This window comes from Candidatus Symbiopectobacterium sp. NZEC127, assembly GCF_025962675.1.
Classification (GTDB): domain Bacteria; phylum Pseudomonadota; class Gammaproteobacteria; order Enterobacterales; family Enterobacteriaceae; genus Symbiopectobacterium.
The window spans coordinates 737374-753246 of the sequence record NZ_JAGFPG010000002.1 but is presented as its reverse complement, the minus strand read 5'-3'; the positions used below and the strand labels follow the sequence as shown (position 1 = coordinate 753246).

Below are 15873 nucleotides of genomic sequence, written 5' to 3'. Positions count from 1 at the left end.
GCGTGAATCATCGATTATTTCCATTATTCCTACATTCTTCTTTTTCACGCTTTGCTAGACTCATCTTGTATATTCATGTTTTTTGATAGAGATTAGGTTCTGACAGAGAGCCATCGCCCGTTTTTTACTATTCGAGTGGATTACCTGATGACGATTAGACACAAAGCCATCGCGTTATGCTTTTTTGCCTTGTTGGTGAGCGGGTGTAGCAGCAACTATGTTATTGCCACGAAAGAGGGGCAGATGTTGCTGACGAAAAACAAGCCGGCGTTGGACAAAGATACTGGCCTACTCAGTTATCTTGATGAAGATGGGCAGTGGCGACAGATCAATAATGAAGTTGTCTCCCAGATTGTTCAGCGTTAACGGCAGGACAAGCCATTAAAGGTGCTTCCCCCCATAGCATTGCTTGGTTATAGTCAGAAACAGGCGCTGGTTTTTCCCTTTGCGTAAGGGATGAGGACGCCGGGATTTTCAGACATTAAGGAAGCTGGCAATGCTCTATCACCGTATTCCCCATAGTGCTTTAGAAGTCAGCGTGCTCAGTCTGGGCACCATGACGTTTGGTGAACAAAACAGTGAAGCGGAGGCGCACGCGCAGCTCGATCGCGCAGTGGCAGCCGGCGTTAACCTGATTGACACCGCAGAAATGTACCCCGTGCCGCCGCGACCGGAAACACAGGGGCTCACGGAACGCTATATTGGCTCTTGGTTAGCCTCGCGTGGCGGCAGAGAAAAACTGATTTTGGCAAGTAAAGTCGCCGGGCCAAGCCGTGGCAGCGACGTTGGTATACGTCCGCAACAGGCATTGGATCGAAAAAATATCCGCGCTGCGCTGGACGCCAGCCTCACACGCCTTAACACCGACTACCTCGATCTTTATCAAGTGCACTGGCCGCAGAGACAAACCAACTGCTTCGGCAAATTGAACTATCAATACACCGATGACAAAGCGACGGTGACACTGCTGGAAACGCTGGAAGCCCTTGAAGAACAGGTGCGTGCGGGCAAGATCCGCTATATCGGGGTGTCGAATGAAACCCCCTGGGGCGTGATGCGCTATCTGCAACTGGCCGAAAAACATAATCTACCGCGCATTGTTTCCATCCAAAACCCGTACAGCCTGCTCAACCGCAGCTTCGAGGTGGGTTTGGCCGAAATCAGTCAGCACGAAGGGGTGGAGCTGTTAGCCTATTCGCCCCTCGCCTTTGGCACATTAACCGGGAAATATCTGAATGGCGCGCAGCCTGCCGGTGCGCGCAATACGCTGTTCAGTCGTTTTGTGCGCTACAGCGCGCCGCACACCCAGCAAGCCATTGCCGAATACGTGGCGCTGGCACAACGTCACGGGCTGGATCCGGCACAGATGGCGTTGGCGTTTGTGCGTCAGCAGCCGTTCGTCGCCAGTACCATTCTGGGGGCAACCACGCTTGAACAACTCGACATCAACCTTGCCAGCCTTGAAGTGCAATTGAATGCCGACGTGCTGGCTGAGCTGGAAGAGATTCACCGCCGTTTTACCATCCCGGCACCTTGATGCGCGGCTAAAATATCGATCAAGGCCCAGCATGTTGGGCCTTTTTTTCGCCTAAAGTGTCCCGGTGCCACCGTCTGAACACCAGACCTGCCCCGAGGTGTAGCTACAGGCTTTCGACGCCAGTGTCACGTAAAGCGGCGCGATCTCTGCCGGCTGCCCGGATCGTCCCAGCGGGCTGTCAGCGCCAAATTGCGGTAGCGCCTCTTGCGGCTGCCCACCGCACACTTGCAGTGGCGTCCAATAGGGACCTGGAGCAACGGCATTGACACGGATGCCCTTAGGCCCTAACTGCTTGGCCAGCGCTTTGGTAAACGCCACGTTGCAGGCTTTCGTCTGGGCATAATCAAGCAGCCCAGCAGATGGGGCATACGCTTGTACCGAGGCAGTGGTGATAATTGACGCGCCCGGCTCCATGACGCTCAACGCATATTTCGAGAGCCAAAACATCGCATAGACATTGGTTTTAAACGTAGCATCAAACTGCTCGGTCGAGAGATCGACGATGGATTCCACGAACTGCTGTTTTCCGGCGTTGTTGACCAGAATATCCAACCCGCCCAGGCAACGATGCGCCTCTTCAATCAGCGACTTGCAGAACGCTTCATCACGCAGATCGCCTGCAATACCATACCCTTGCTGACCCGCTTCTCGAATAAGCGCAATAACCTCATCGGCATCTTGCTGTTCATCGGGTAGATAATTAATCACCACATCGGCACCTTCACGGGCAAAAGCAATGGCAACCGCTCTGCCGATACCCGAGTCGCCTCCCGTAATCAGCGCTTTGTGCCCCGCCAGGCGACCACTTCCCTGGTAGCTGGTTTCACCATGATCGGGGCGAGGCGTCATTTTCCCCGCCAGGCCCGGTTCAGGCTGGCTTTGTTGAGGATACGGGGGCATGGAATAGTGAAGTTCGTCGTGCTTCATAATCGACTCCTGTTTGGTGAGTTTATCAACGTTAACCAGCAATAGCCGCAGCGACCTTCTCCCGCGACCACACACGGTGTTTTTTCATAACGGCGGTAAGTTCATCCACCAGGTGTTGCGAGGTGTTATTGACGATAACGCCTTCATCGGGAGCAGGCAGTGATAACGCGGAGTACAGCGCTGACGCGTCTCCTTGCAGGCCAATCCCTTTGAGGTGTTTGAAGCTTTGGATAAGAAAATATTTGGCAGCACCGTTTTGCATCAATGTTGCGACAGCCTGTTTTCCGGTTGGGACAATCGCTGCGTCGAACAGCACCGAGGGATTACCCTCAAACGAGCCATTAACCTCAAGGTGATGGCCTTGCAACGTGGTAATCCCCCCGACTCGGGGGGCTAAGATTCTGGCGTGTACCCCTTGTTGCTCCAGGCAACGGATCATGCTGGCAACGGCATCGCCACACACGCCGTCAGCCACCAGCAGTGCAACCTGACGCGATTTGATACGGTAGTCCAGAGCCACCTCACGCGCATTTTCAGCATAAATACTGAGCGAAGGTTCAGCCGTAAGCCCATTGACGGGACTTGGGATCGGGTAGGCAAGCTGCGCGGGTGCGAGCGACAGGCCCACTTGCTGCGCGACCCGTTTAGCCAGGTCTTTATCGATGTGGCACAGTTGGTCAACCACGCGTTTTCGGATCCACGGTCGCTGAACCTTGCCCAGTTCAAAGCTGAATCCATCGACAATATGGGTCTGCTCATAGTCCGTTTGACTTAACCAAAACAGGCGCGGCTGCGAGTAGTGATCTGAAAATGAGGCGCTTCTCTGGCGGATTTTTTCACCGTTTACCGGCTGTTGGGCGGTGGAGAAGCCCCCCTGATGCGCGGCGGATGGCGTTTCTCTTGGCCAGTTGTTATCAATGGAGTTAGGTTCATAATTGGCGGCACCAGAAAGACGCATTCTGTGTTGACCATCGCGCTGGTGATTGTGAAAGGGGCAAAGTGGCTTATTGATGGGGATCTCATGGAAATTAGGGCCACCCAACCGGCTGATTTGCGTATCCAGATAGGAAAACAGCCGCCCCTGAAGCAGTGGATCGTCAGAAAAATCCAGCCCGGGCACCAGGTTTGCCGGGCAAAATGCGACCTGTTCGGTCTCGCAGAAATAATTATCCGGATTGCGGTTAAGCGTCATTTTCCCGACGCGCTGCACGGGAACCAGCGATTCAGGGATCAGTTTGGTGGGATCGAGAATATCGAAGTCAAAGCGATGCTCATCCTGCATCGGTATGATTTGTAAACCCAGTTCGTATTCAGGGTAATCCCCTGCCTCTATGGCTTCCCATAACTCACGCCGATGGAAATCTGGGTCCCGTCCTGCAATCAGTTGGGCTTCATCCCACAACAAGGAGGCAACGCCATAAAGTGGTTTCCAATGAAAACGCACAAAGTGGCAGTGCCCTTCGGCATTGATCATCTTGAATGTGTGGATGCCAAACCCCTCCATCATGCGGTAACTGCGCGGGATGCCACGATCTGACATTGCCCACATCACGTTGTGCAGCGTTTCCGGCTGGAGCGAGATAAAATCCCAGAAAGTATCGTGAGCACTTTGGCCTTGTGGGATCTCATTATGCGGCTCAGGCTTAACGGCGTGGACCAGATCGGGAAACTTGATGGCATCCTGAATAAAGAAGACTGGCGTGTTATTGCCGACCAAATCAAAGTTGCCCTCATGGGTATAAAATTTCGTTGCCCAACCACGAATATCCCTGACCGTATCAGCCGAACCGCGCGAACCTTGAACCGTGGAAAAGCGCACAAACACCGGCGTTTCACTATCAGGCTGTTGCAAAAACCCGGCCTTGGTCAAATGTGTCAGCGGCTTATAAACCTGGAAAACCCCGTGTGCCGCAGCCCCTCGCGCATGCACCACCCGTTCAGGAATACGCTCGTGGTCGAAGTGGGTAATTTTTTCTCGCAGCATAAAATCTTCGAGCAGGGTTGCGCCTCTTTCTCCCGCGCGCAGTGAGTTTTGGTTGTCAGCAATTTTGATCCCCTGGTTGGTGGTTAACGCCTCACCCGCTGGGAAGTCCTTTGATTTTTCTAACTGACGCAGTTTGTCATTGCTGATTTCAGGCGATTTCTCAATGCCAGGGGACATGGGAGCAGTACCGGGTGGATTGGTGCTTCCAGAGAGCTTCAATGACGCCCCTTGTGCAATCTCAGCGTTACTGTGCGATGACGCCGTGCTATCTGGTTCATTTTTTTTATGATTCTCTGACTCATGATGTGTATCCCCTTTCATACTCACCTCTAAATATTGATTAAAATCAGCAGATTAAAAAAAACCTCTAGACACACATTCAGTATAGTTAATTTTTTTTAATATATTAGCTACGAAATGATTTGATTTGATCGATAGATTTGGCGGGGAAAGGTGATTGACAGGGTGATGGTTGGCAGCAGCGGCGACGGTTCGCCGCCGAATCAGGACTGTTGAGAGCGTCAGCCCAGGAGGCACCAGTACCCTTCGGCTTCAAGATACGTTAAGCCGACTTATCAATCAGCAACTGGAAGCCCCACCCAGCAATTTTGAGGATGAAGCGGGGGCATAAAAAAAGCCACTCTGGCGAAATAGGTGTTTTCACCAGAGTGGCGCTGTAGATACGATTACGGCAGGGATTTGAGCAACTGCTTACGTTGGTTTTCCAGTGCAATAACCCGCTGGCACACATCCTTGCCAAAGCGCTGAAACGTGAGTTCCTGGTTATTCCACTCGGTTTGAATCGCTTGTTGCAGGTTACCAAGGTTACCCATCATCGCCTGCAACGGATTGCCTCCACCGGAAAGCTGCTTCACGCCCATCTCGTTCAGGCTGTCTTGCAACACGCCGCCAAGCGCTTGCTGCACCAACTGGCGACCATCCTGCTCCACCTGTTTGACGGCCTGGTGATGAAACGCAATGCCATCGCTACGCGGCTCGAGAATGCGCGCCATCTGCTGCTTGAGTTGGGTATCCAACGAAACCAGCCGGGTGCGCACATTGCTGTCACTCCCCAGCTCCTTAGCGATGACGCCGTCCAGCGCCACACGCGCTTTTTCCAGATGCGCTTGTGCACCCTGCTCAATCCACGGCAGTTGCTGACGCAAATCCGCTTGATACGCTTTCGCCTGCTGACGCTGTGTCGCAGTAAGCGTTAACGCCGTCTGGTTGCGCGTGACATCGCCCTGCGGCGAAATCACCAGATTGCCACTCGCACCAACCACCTGCACCTGTTGCGGTGTGATGAAGATATCATCCTGCGGATTCACTTCACATTGATACGCCGCCTGCGCCTGCCAGGACAACAAAGCCAGCAGAGAAAGCATTACCGATCGCAACATGTCGTCTTCCTATAAATGACAGAATCAGGAGAGCAGATTTTCCGGCAGATCCCACCAGATATCGAACAGTTCACTGACTTTAACGTCTTGCAATTGCTGCGCTTTCAGCCAGGCAGCGACCTGCTCACGGTGCGCATCGGTGCAATGGCCCGTCTTCTGCAAGCAGATCAAGCCTTCCCATTGCAGATAACCGCTGCCTTCAAATGCCAGGCCCGCCGGATCAATCACATCGTCAACAAACTTGTCCAGAGTCGCATCGATGATTTCTACCGACGTGCCCTCAGCGAAACGCCAGCTTACCGAAAAGCCCAGTTCCTGAAACTCATCAATGTGTAACTTTTTGCGCAAACGACGACTGCGTTGTTGTGCCATTATTTTATCCTCTCAAACATAAGATCCCATACTCCGTGGCCTAACCGCTGGCCGCGCGCTTCAAACTTGGTTAACGGGCGAGACGATGGGCGAGGAACATAGTCCTGTGTGGCGGAAAGATTACGGTATCCAGCCACATCGCGCATGACTTCCAGCATATGTTCCGCATAAGGCTCCCAGTCTGTCGCCATATGAAACACGCCACCACTCGCCAGCTTGCGCAGCACCCGCTCCGCAAACGCTTTTTGTACAATACGACGTTTATTATGGCGCGCTTTGTGCCAAGGGTCAGGGAAAAAGAGCTGTACCATGGCCAGTGACCCATCGGGAATCATCTGCTCCAGCACTTCCACCGCATCATGGCACATCACACGCAGATTACTCAGATTGGCTTCCTGCGCGGCAGCCAGGCAGGCACCGACGCCGGGAAGATGCACCTCAATCCCTAAAAAATTCTGCTCAGGGTGTTGCTGTGCCATGGTGACCAACGACGCCCCCATGCCAAACCCGATCTCCAGCACCGTCGGCGCTTCGCGACCGAAAAGCACGGAAAAATCGAGCGCTTGCGCCTGATACTCTACCCCCATTACGGGCCAGTAGTTATCCAGCGCCTGCTGTTGTCCATTGGTTAAACGCCCCTGACGGCGCACAAAACTGCGAATACGGCGCAGCGGACGCCCATCCTCATCAAATTCCGGTGAAATGACGTTATTGATCATAGAAAACGTGTGCCGATGGCCTGTTCAAATTCGCCTAAAGAAAGGCGCATTATGCAAGGATACCGCGGTTTGGCAAGGGGGATACCTCGGAAAGTTCCGGTTTACAGCACATTAACTCTGTGCTGGAATCGCTGTCAGACTTTTCCCCCGGCAAGAGAGTGGCTTTTTTATGATGCAAGCGCAGCCGTTCGCGCAGCAGGTGTTGGCATGGTATGAGCGCTATGGCCGCAAGACACTGCCGTGGCAACAAGAGAAAACGCCATATACCGTCTGGCTTTCCGAGATCATGTTACAGCAGACGCAGGTCACCACGGTCATTCCTTATTTTCAACGTTTTATCGCACGCTTTCCTGATGTTCGCTCCCTGGCGGCAGCCCCCTTGGATGAGGTGCTGCACCTGTGGACCGGGCTGGGTTATTACGCGCGTGCGCGCAACCTGCATAAAGCCGCGCAGACCATCGTGGACCAGCATGGCGGTGAGTTTCCGACCACGTTGGACGCCGTCTGCGCGCTGCCGGGTGTCGGGCGTTCTACCGCAGGCGCGGTGCTGTCCCTTTCTCTCGGTCAGCATCACCCGATTCTTGATGGCAATGTCAAACGCGTGCTAGCACGCTGCTACGCGGTAGCTGGCTGGCCGGGTAAAAAAGAGGTTGAACACCAGCTCTGGTCCCATAGCGAGCAGGTCACGCCCGCTGTGGGTGTTAGTCAGTTTAATCAGGCGATGATGGATTTGGGCGCAATGGTGTGCACCCGCAGCCGCCCGAAATGCGAACTTTGCCCGCTGAGCAACGGTTGCATGGCTTATGCCAATCACAGCTGGGCCAACTATCCGGGTAGAAAACCGAAGCAGACGTTACCGGAAAAAAGTGCCTGGTTTCTATTGCTGCAACGGGGCAATGACGTATGGCTGCAACAGCGCCCTGCGACCGGGCTGTGGGGGGGATTGTTTTGCTTTCCGCAGTTCAACACGCAGGATGATGTGGAACCTTGGCTGCAACAACGTGGTCTGAAAATCACAGACGTGCAGCAACTGGTGTCGTTTCGCCACACCTTTAGCCATTTCCATCTGGATATTGTTCCGCTCTGGCTCGCATTACCCACTGACATTCCTCGCGCTTTGCACAATGCTTGCATGGAGGAAAAAACCGGTCTCTGGTATAACTTAGCGCAACCGCCCGCTGTCGGGCTGGCTGCACCGGTGGATCGACTATTACGCATGTTAACGCAACACTCCGGCGGCAGTTTGATCTGACCCGCACGCGTTATCCAAGAGGAATCAGCATGAGCAGAAGCATTTTTTGTACTTTTTTACAACGTGAAGCCGAAGGGCAAGATTTTCAGCTTTATCCGGGAGAACTGGGCAAACGCATCTATCAGGAAATTTCGAAAGAGGCGTGGGCGCAATGGCAGACCAAGCAGACCATGCTGATCAACGAGAAAAAGCTCAACATGATGAACGTGGAGCACCGTAAACTGCTGGAACAAGAGATGGTTAAGTTCCTGTTTGAAGGGAAAGATGTGCATATTGAAGGCTTTACCCCGCCTAGCGCATAACGTCAGGGCCTTACGGCCCTATTGTCTCTTTATACTGGCACCGCGTTGCTAATGAACCGTTGATAACAAGATACTTATAACGAATCATTTATGAAGAAATTGCTAGCGTTGTTGCTCGTTGCGCCCTTGCTGATCTCCTGTTCCGGCAAGCGCGGCGATCTCAATAATGAAGAATTCATCAAGGATACCAACGCCTTTGACATTCTGATGGGGCAGTTCGCCCACAACATCGAGAATATCTGGGGCATGAACGAAGTGCTGATTGCCGGCCCGAAAGACTACGTTAAATACACCGATCAATATCAAACCCGTAGTCACATCAACTTCGATGCCGGTACGATTACCATTGAAACCATATCAGCAACCAATTACGCGCCGAGCTTGCGTCAGGCGATCATCACCACATTGCTGATGGGTGACAACGCCAGCAACACCGATCTCTATTCGGATGCCAATGACATACAGATTAGCCGTGAGCCGATGCTATACGGTCAGGTGTTAGACAACACCGGACAGCCGATTCGTTGGGAAGGCCGCGCCGCCAGCTTTGCCGATTACCTGCTGCAAAACCGCTTGCAGAAACGGACCTCTGGGCTGCATGTGATCTGGTCTGTCACCTTCCAACTGGTACCAAACCACTTGGACAAGCGTGCGCATAAATACCTGCCGTTGATTCGTCAGGCCTCCGCGCGCTATGGCATCGAAGAATCGCTGATTCTGGCAATCATGCAAACCGAATCCAGCTTCAACCCTTACGCGGTGAGCCGTTCTGATGCATTGGGGCTGATGCAGGTGGTGCAGCACAGCGCCGGACGTGACGTGTTCAAGAGCAAGGGGAAATGGGGGCAGCCTAGCCGCAGCTACCTGTTCGATCCTGAGAATAACATCGACACCGGCGTGGCCTATCTGGCTATTCTGAAAAACACCTACCTGGGTGGTATCGAGAACCCAACCTCACGCCGCTATGCCGTGATTACGGCGTACAACGGTGGGGCAGGCAGCGTGCTGCGCGTATTCTCCAGCGACAAAGACAGGGCCTTTAGCCTCATCAACCAGATGTCACCGGGCGAAGTCTACGATACCTTGACCACCAAGCACCCGTCATCCGAATCGCGGCGCTATCTCTACAAGGTCAACTCGACGCAGAAAAACTATCGCCGTTAATCGGGATGTTGCACTTACCTCTGGCGTATTGGTACGCCAGAGGTACATAAGGTTAATGCCAGGCTTTATTCAGAAAATCGCTGATGGTTGCAATTATCTGATGGTGTATTTGTTCACGAGATCGCTTGTTTCCGTCAACGCAGATGATGCCCTCTCCCGGTTGCTCATGTTCGAGCAGTTCTATCGCCCCCGGCTTACACAACTGCATGAAACTAAAATGTGAAGCGTCATTCACCTCCAAATAATGGGTCTGTCGCTGGGGCATTTTCTGCGCCATAGAATAGGACTCGAGCGTGGCAGGTAACTGCGGATCCGGCTGCCCAGCACTGATAACCAATACTGGGATATTAATAGCCGACAGACTTTGCGAAGTGAAGCCACGCGCCAATCCTAAATCTAATGAGACAACAGCGGTCACACGCGCATCTCGCGCTGGTTGCCCTAACAGGGTATTCGCTTGCGCTTCTTGGGGTATCCCCATTTTCTGATACACGATACAAGAAGCCAGCTCAGTATGCGTTTGACAATCGGTTTCAAACTGTTGGGTATCAAAGCGCCCTCCGGCCAGTTCCATAGCCGTCCATCCCCCGAGTGAATGACCAATAACGGCCATCTTTCCTGACGCAATAGTCCCAACGACGTTCTGTTTGTTTTGAATGGCTGAAATCACTCGACGAACATCATCTGGCCGTAACCAAAGTTTGGCTGCAATCGCCTTATTCATCATCATTGACGTGGTACCGGGATGGTCAGTGGCAGCAACAATATAACCTTGTTGCGCCAGCGCGTGCGCCAACCAGAGTTGATTACGCCAATTGCCGCCAAACCCATGTGAGAGCGCAATAAAGGGATGCATACCGTGCGCTGGTTGAGCATTTTCTTGCACAGCGACACCGACAAAAGCCGAATTGTCCCCTACCGATTTAACCGGTATCTCACTCTGTGCAGCAGGATAAAGCACTACAACATTAAGCGCGCGTTCGGGAACATCATTTGTCAGGTTGAATTGACGAAATCCCACTTGGGGAGAAGCCAATGCCGTTGCACAGAGCAGCCCTGCTCCGAGCAAAAAACCAGTACGCCATACCATCTTTCGTTCCTCCTGTTAGAAAGCGGACAAATTGTGCCAGCAAATAGCCGAAATAAGAAAGTGAACGCCGCCAATGTGCTGTTAATTTCGATGCTTGGGCAGCGGCGCATCACTTCCCATGCAGCACAATGTCATTGCACTCCATACCATTGCACACAATCCCAACACTTTTTTTGCCAGCACAGGCGAGAAAGGGTAGCATCGCTGCCCGAAACAAACATAACAAAGGGTTATGACTGCGGAGCGAGGAGTAGCACACCGCGCACCTGCATGACCGCAACGTCATACCAAACGCCATCAGGCATGAGAGACCAGCAGGAACACAAACAGAGCATGACACACAACAACACAACAGATGTGACGCGTCAGACCAGCAAAGCGCGCTGGCTCGACTCCCACGAAAAAGGTTATCAAAAAAGCATCAGCAAACGCCACGTACAGATGATTGCCATTGGCGGCTCTATCGGTACCGGACTGTTTTTAGGCGCAGGAGCTCGCCTGCAACTGGCAGGCCCTTCACTGGCGCTGGTGTACCTGACCTGCGGTATCTTCTCTTTCTTTATCTTGCGTGCACTCGGTGAGTTGATTGTTCATCGCCCCTCCAGCGGCAGTTTTGTCTCTTATGCGCGAGAATTTCTCGGCGAAAAAGGCTCGTATCTGGCGGGCTGGATGTACTTCCTTAACTGGGCGATGACCGGCATTGTGGATATCACGGCGGTTGCGCTCTATATGCACTACTGGGGAACGTTTGCCGATGTGCCGCAGTGGGTGCTGGCTTTGGGTGCGCTCTCCATTGTTACTACCATGAACCTGATTGGCGTGAAATGGTTCGCCGAGATGGAATTCTGGTTTGCCTTGATCAAGGTAGCGGCCATTTCGCTGTTTCTGATTGTCGGGACGGTGTTTCTGGCAAGCGGTCACCCTGTCGCGGGCAACCCAACCGGTTTTCATCTGATCAGTGATAACGGCGGCCTGTTCCCCCACGGATTATTGCCCGCATTGGTGCTGGTTCAGGGCGTGATCTTTGCCTTCGCCGGTATCGAAATCATCGGCACTGCCGCCGGTGAAGCCAAAGACGCCCGGCGCATTCTGCCTAAAGCCGTTAACAGCGTTATCTGGCGTATCGCCCTGTTTTACGTGGGCTCTATTGTGTTGCTGGTGTGTCTGCTGCCGTGGAACGCCTATCAGGCCGGGCAAAGCCCATTTGTCACCTTCTTTAGCAAGCTGGGCGTGCCCTACATGGGTGATGTGATGAACGTGGTGGTGCTTACCGCAGCATTATCCAGCCTGAATTCCGGCCTCTACTCGACCGGACGCATTCTGCGCTCACTGTCACAGGGTGGCTCAGCGCCGCACTTCCTGTCGAAAATGAGCGCGCAGTCGGTTCCCTATACCGGCATTATGGTGACGGTGGCGATCCATATCGTTGGGGTATTCCTTAACTATATTGTGCCGTCACAGGTGTTTGAGATTGTGCTGAATATGGCCTCTATCGGCATCATCTGTTCCTGGGCATTCATTATTTTATGCCAGATGAAGCTGCGTCAGGCCATCAAACAGGGTAAAGCTGAGCCGGTTTCATTCAAGATGCCCGGCGCACCGTTTACCTCCTGGATGACGCTAGTGTTCTTGCTGGGCGTGGTGGTGCTGATGGCGTTTGACTACCCGAACGGCACCTGGACCATTGCTTCCACTCCGGTGCTGGCTATCTTGCTGATTGTGGGATGGTACGGGCTGAAAAAGCGTCGCGCTGCGGCTAATGGCGAAATCGCGGCAACACCCGCGTCTGCAACCGAATAAAAAAAACGGCGCGAGGGTTTTACCCCTCGCACCGCTAATACCATTAATAACGGTTATTCCTGAATCACATGGGCGCACAGGCGCTTAGCGCCATCTTCCTGCTCAACGCTGTAGACACCTTGCAACTCCGGTGAGAAGCCCGGCATCCGGTTAATGCCTTCTTCTAACGCCAGGAAGTAGCGCAGCACCGCCCCGCCCCAAATTTCTCCCGGCACCACACACAGCACGCCCGGCGGATAAGGAAGTGCCCCCTCTGCCGCGATACGACCTTCAGCCTCGGCCAGTGGGATCAAATCCACATCCCCACGCACAAAGGCATTGTTTGCCGCCTGCGGCAGCATCACGGCACGCGGCAAAGTCGCTTTGCGGAACATGGCTTTTTGTAAATATTGCACGTTATGGCTTACATAGAAGTTATGCATTTCCTGACACAGTTGGCGCAGCGTATAGCCGGAGTAGCGCTGTTCGTATTTGTGATAGAGATTCGGCAGCACTTCGCTTAACGGCGCATCGCGTGCAATCAGCGTCTCAAAACGCACCAGCGCCTCCACCAGATGCGACAGCTTGGCGCTGTCTTCCGCAGGCGTCAGCAGAAACAGGATCGAGTTAAGATCGCTTTTCTCCGGGATGATGCCATGCTCACGCAGGTAGTTGGCCAAAATGGTGGCTGGAATGCCGAAATCGGTATATTCACCGCTGCTGGCATCAATACCCGGTGTAGTCAGCAACAGTTTGCACGGATCGATAACGTACTGGCCTTGCGCATATCCCTCAAAGGCATGCCACGCTGCTCCGGGCTCGAAATTGAAGAAACGGACATCCTGCGCAATGTCGTCCGTGGCGTGATCCTGCCACGGCACACCGTCGATCAGATCCGGAACAAAGGGTTTGATCAACGAACAGCGAGCCAGCAGTTGCTTACGAGTATCGATGCCCTGCTTGACGCATTCGAGCCACAAGCGACGACCACTGCTGCCTTCGTGCATTTTTGCATTAACATCGAGCGCGGCAAACAGCGGATAAAAAGGGCTGGTCGAAGCATGCAGCATAAAAGCGTGGTTAAAGCGCTTATGGTTGCAAAACCGCTTTTGTCCTTTGATATGCGTGTCTTTTTTGTGGATCTGAGAGGTTTGCGAAAAGCCCGCCTGCTGCTTGTGAACCGATTGGGTAACAAAGATGCCCGGATCGTTCTCATTCAGCTCCAGCAACAGCGGCGAGCACTGTTCCATCATCGGGATAAACTGCTCGTAGCCCACCCAGGCAGAGTCAAACAGAATGTAATCACACAGATGTCCGATGCTATCCACCACCTGACGGGCGTTATAAATGGTGCCATCGTAAGTGCCGAGCTGGATCACCGCCAGCCGGAACGGACGCGGTGCATCCGCGCGATGCGGAGCCTCTTCCCGAATCAAACCGCGCAGATAAGCTTCATCAAAACAGTGCGCATCCACTCCGCCAATAAAGCCAAACGGATTTCGTGCCGTCTCGAGGTAGATTGGCGTTGCACCGGCTTGAATCAGCGCGCCATGGTGGTTGGATTTATGGTTATTGCGATCGAACAACACCAAATCGCCCGGCGTCAGCAACGCGTTGGTCACTACTTTATTGGCTGACGAGGTGCCGTTGAGTACAAAGTAGGTTTTGTCGGCATTAAACACTTTGGCCGCAAACTTCTGCGCTTTTTTCGCCGCCCCTTCGTGAATCAGCAGATCGCCCAGTTTCACATCCGCATTGCAGATATCGGAACGGAAGAGCGTTTCGCCATAGAACTCAAAGAATTGGCGTCCGGTGGGGTGCTTGCGAAAAAATTGGCCGCCCTGATGCCCCGGACAGGCGAAGGTGGAATTGCGCATGCCAACATATTTGGACAGCGTATCGAAAAACGGCGGCAATAGCCCTGCCTGGTAATCCGCTGCGGCTTTCTCCAGCAGCGGAGCATGCTCACCCGCACCGTCCACGCGCAACCAGTTGCTGCCAGGCGGCAAAGCTTCCTGTGCTGAATACCAAGGCTCGTTCACCACGAACGCCGGAATACCGAAACCGGTGTGCTGCAACAGCGACAACACTCCACATCGCGCCTCGTCAAGAGAAACGACTACGGCTGCCACATCAGTAAAGTCGGTTTGACTCAGGGAGACAATTTCTCGCTGGGTATGAAGACGGCCCGCAACCGTCGCGTTCGCTGCAATTTTTAACTGTTTCATGTAACCAAACCCAAACGCTTAAGGATGAGTAGTGGCGCAAAGGCACCGTGTAAAGCGTCATCACTGTCAGGCCTAGATGGCATATCCGCATAGTAAAACAGATATACATTAATCTTATGACAAGACCAGACGGTGCGACTGACAAATACCGCTTTTTGCCTATACGGCTTAACACGTAAGGAGAAACTGGATCCAGCCCCGTCCGATAGACATCAGTAAAATCAGAGCGATGCGCTGTTCTTACTCATGCCTAACAGTGAGCATTTGAACGCCTCACCGCATGGTGAAGGAGGATAATCGCGAGAATGCAGACAAGCGGAAACCGAACCCACAGGCAGGTATCATCGACAGCCCGGCGCGTACAGCCTGCACCTTGCACAATGAATCTGACATAGTGGCGCCCTCTTTAACCGCTCGTGAATGGGGAGTAAAAAACGGCGTCATAGTGGCACGGTTTTTTTGCAAACACAATACGCCCAACAGCGATTGCGCCGAATAAGAAAACGTTTGCCTGGCAGGTTATCAACCCCAGAAAACCATTTTTGCTGCAAAAACGCACGTTACTGCTCGAATTCACAGCATTCGTACGGGAATGTGATATAAACTCATTGACGGCAATGACCCAATACGGTTTAATGCGCCCCGTTGCCCGGATAGCTCAGTCGGTAGAGCAGGGGATTGAAAATCCCCGTGTCCTTGGTTCGATTCCGAGTCCGGGCACCACTTCTCCTTTTTTATGCCTCCCTATGCGTTCCTATAAATCCCTATGTGTTTGTAATGCAACCAAAGTGGCATAAAAATCTTTCCCGATGCATTCTTAGTTATCCCTAGGTATCCGGAAAAAAGTGGGTCAAATTACGGGTCATTCAGTTCGATGAACGGAGTGACCCGCCCATGTTGACTGATAGCAAGATCCGCTCAGCCAAAAACCTAGAAAAATCATACAAGCTCACCGATGCGTTAGGGCTTTATCTAACGATATCTACTCATGGTGCTAAGCGGTGGTATTTCCGCTATACCTTCGACCGTAAAGAGAACCGCCTCGCCTTTGGCGCTTACCCGTTGATTTCATTGGCAGCAGCCCTCCAGGAGCAATGTCGTTGAATCATTCAAATGCAG

Annotated in this window: 13 protein-coding genes, 1 tRNA gene and 1 pseudogene; 8 read left to right on the top strand and 7 right to left on the bottom strand. The window is 53.0% G+C overall.

Translation table 11 applies throughout. The features are described from left to right. The first annotated feature begins 147 nt into the window (after positions 1–147). Both J5069_RS13420 and J5069_RS13415 read left to right on the top strand, forming a co-directional pair. Positions 148–366, top strand: coding sequence for a YgdI/YgdR family lipoprotein (locus J5069_RS13420; RefSeq protein ID WP_264644339.1), 219 nt, complete (start codon positions 148–150; stop codon positions 364–366). Between the two features lie 130 nt (positions 367–496). Then, on the top strand, positions 497–1537 hold the full coding sequence (locus J5069_RS13415; RefSeq protein ID WP_264644338.1) for an NADP(H)-dependent aldo-keto reductase: 1041 nt from the start codon (positions 497–499) through the stop codon (positions 1535–1537). A 51-nt stretch (positions 1538–1588) separates the two neighbouring features. Here J5069_RS13415 and J5069_RS13410 read toward each other — a convergent pair whose 3' ends face one another. The 5 genes from J5069_RS13410 to trmB all read right to left on the bottom strand — a co-directional run bounded on the left by J5069_RS13410 (position 1589) and on the right by trmB (position 6939). Then, a complete protein-coding gene (locus J5069_RS13410; RefSeq protein WP_264644337.1) occupies positions 1589–2464 on the bottom strand; it encodes an SDR family oxidoreductase in 876 nt (291 codons plus the stop codon). A gap of 31 nt (positions 2465–2495) precedes the next feature. Next, the gene (gene katE / locus J5069_RS13405) at positions 2496–4769 is read right to left on the bottom strand and encodes a catalase HPII (protein WP_264644336.1); all 2274 of its coding nucleotides are present in this window, start codon (positions 4767–4769) and stop codon (positions 2496–2498) included. A gap of 365 nt (positions 4770–5134) precedes the next feature. Beyond that, positions 5135–5848: a DUF2884 domain-containing protein gene (locus J5069_RS13400; protein ID WP_264644335.1), complete on the bottom strand. Its 714-nt coding sequence runs from the start codon at positions 5846–5848 to the stop codon at positions 5135–5137. A 24-nt stretch (positions 5849–5872) separates the two neighbouring features. Then, positions 5873–6220, bottom strand: coding sequence for a YggL family protein (locus J5069_RS13395; RefSeq protein WP_264644334.1), 348 nt, complete (start codon positions 6218–6220; stop codon positions 5873–5875). Next, positions 6220–6939 carry a tRNA (guanosine(46)-N7)-methyltransferase TrmB gene (gene trmB / locus J5069_RS13390; RefSeq protein WP_264644333.1) on the bottom strand — a complete coding sequence of 240 codons (720 nt, stop codon included), beginning with the start codon at positions 6937–6939 and terminating at the stop codon, positions 6220–6222. Before trmB ends, J5069_RS13395 begins: the two co-directional genes overlap by 1 nt. Before the next feature lie 169 nt (positions 6940–7108). Between trmB and mutY the strand changes: the two genes are divergently transcribed. From mutY to mltC, 3 genes are all read left to right on the top strand, one after another. Continuing rightward, a complete protein-coding gene (gene mutY, locus J5069_RS13385) occupies positions 7109–8191 on the top strand; it encodes an A/G-specific adenine glycosylase (RefSeq protein WP_264644332.1) in 1083 nt (360 codons plus the stop codon). A 29-nt stretch (positions 8192–8220) separates the two neighbouring features. Further along, positions 8221–8493, top strand: coding sequence for an oxidative damage protection protein (locus J5069_RS13380; RefSeq protein WP_264644331.1), 273 nt, complete (start codon positions 8221–8223; stop codon positions 8491–8493). Between the two features lie 90 nt (positions 8494–8583). Next, the gene (gene mltC, locus J5069_RS13375) at positions 8584–9657 is read left to right on the top strand and encodes a membrane-bound lytic murein transglycosylase MltC (protein WP_264644330.1); all 1074 of its coding nucleotides are present in this window, start codon (positions 8584–8586) and stop codon (positions 9655–9657) included. A gap of 52 nt (positions 9658–9709) precedes the next feature. Here the strand turns inward: mltC and J5069_RS13370 are convergent, their stop codons facing one another. Continuing rightward, a complete protein-coding gene (locus tag J5069_RS13370) occupies positions 9710–10747 on the bottom strand; it encodes an alpha/beta hydrolase family protein (RefSeq protein ID WP_264644329.1) in 1038 nt (345 codons plus the stop codon). A gap of 333 nt (positions 10748–11080) precedes the next feature. Here J5069_RS13370 and ansP point away from each other — a divergent pair, with 333 nt between their 5' ends. Continuing rightward, on the top strand, positions 11081–12547 hold the full coding sequence (ansP, locus tag J5069_RS13365; RefSeq protein WP_264644328.1) for an L-asparagine permease: 1467 nt from the start codon (positions 11081–11083) through the stop codon (positions 12545–12547). A gap of 53 nt (positions 12548–12600) precedes the next feature. Here ansP and J5069_RS13360 read toward each other — a convergent pair whose 3' ends face one another. After that, positions 12601–14754 (bottom strand): ornithine decarboxylase, encoded by a 2154-nt coding sequence (locus J5069_RS13360; protein WP_264644327.1) that lies wholly within the window; start codon positions 14752–14754, stop codon positions 12601–12603. 647 nt (positions 14755–15401) lie between these two features. On the opposite strand from J5069_RS13360, the gene J5069_RS13355 reads away from it, so the two are divergent. Further along, positions 15402–15477, top strand: a tRNA-Phe gene (locus tag J5069_RS13355). A gap of 171 nt (positions 15478–15648) precedes the next feature. Next, positions 15649–15849, top strand: a pseudogene (locus J5069_RS13350) (Arm DNA-binding domain-containing protein); the annotation flags it as partial. Positions 15850–15873 lie beyond the last annotated feature (24 nt).

Coding starts and splice junctions, on each gene's coding strand:
- J5069_RS13420 (WP_264644339.1), top strand. CDS start 148: ATGACGATTAGACACAAAGCCATCGCGTTATGCTTTTTTGCCTTGTTG.
- J5069_RS13415 (WP_264644338.1), top strand. CDS start 497: ATGCTCTATCACCGTATTCCCCATAGTGCTTTAGAAGTCAGCGTGCTC.
- J5069_RS13410 (WP_264644337.1), bottom strand. CDS start 2,464: ATGAAGCACGACGAACTTCACTATTCCATGCCCCCGTATCCTCAACAA.
- katE (WP_264644336.1), bottom strand. CDS start 4,769: ATGAAAGGGGATACACATCATGAGTCAGAGAATCATAAAAAAAATGAA.
- J5069_RS13400 (WP_264644335.1), bottom strand. CDS start 5,848: ATGTTGCGATCGGTAATGCTTTCTCTGCTGGCTTTGTTGTCCTGGCAG.
- J5069_RS13395 (WP_264644334.1), bottom strand. CDS start 6,220: ATGGCACAACAACGCAGTCGTCGTTTGCGCAAAAAGTTACACATTGAT.
- trmB (WP_264644333.1), bottom strand. CDS start 6,939: ATGATCAATAACGTCATTTCACCGGAATTTGATGAGGATGGGCGTCCG.
- mutY (WP_264644332.1), top strand. CDS start 7,109: ATGATGCAAGCGCAGCCGTTCGCGCAGCAGGTGTTGGCATGGTATGAG.
- J5069_RS13380 (WP_264644331.1), top strand. CDS start 8,221: ATGAGCAGAAGCATTTTTTGTACTTTTTTACAACGTGAAGCCGAAGGG.
- mltC (WP_264644330.1), top strand. CDS start 8,584: ATGAAGAAATTGCTAGCGTTGTTGCTCGTTGCGCCCTTGCTGATCTCC.
- J5069_RS13370 (WP_264644329.1), bottom strand. CDS start 10,747: ATGGTATGGCGTACTGGTTTTTTGCTCGGAGCAGGGCTGCTCTGTGCA.
- ansP (WP_264644328.1), top strand. CDS start 11,081: ATGACACACAACAACACAACAGATGTGACGCGTCAGACCAGCAAAGCG.
- J5069_RS13360 (WP_264644327.1), bottom strand. CDS start 14,754: ATGAAACAGTTAAAAATTGCAGCGAACGCGACGGTTGCGGGCCGTCTT.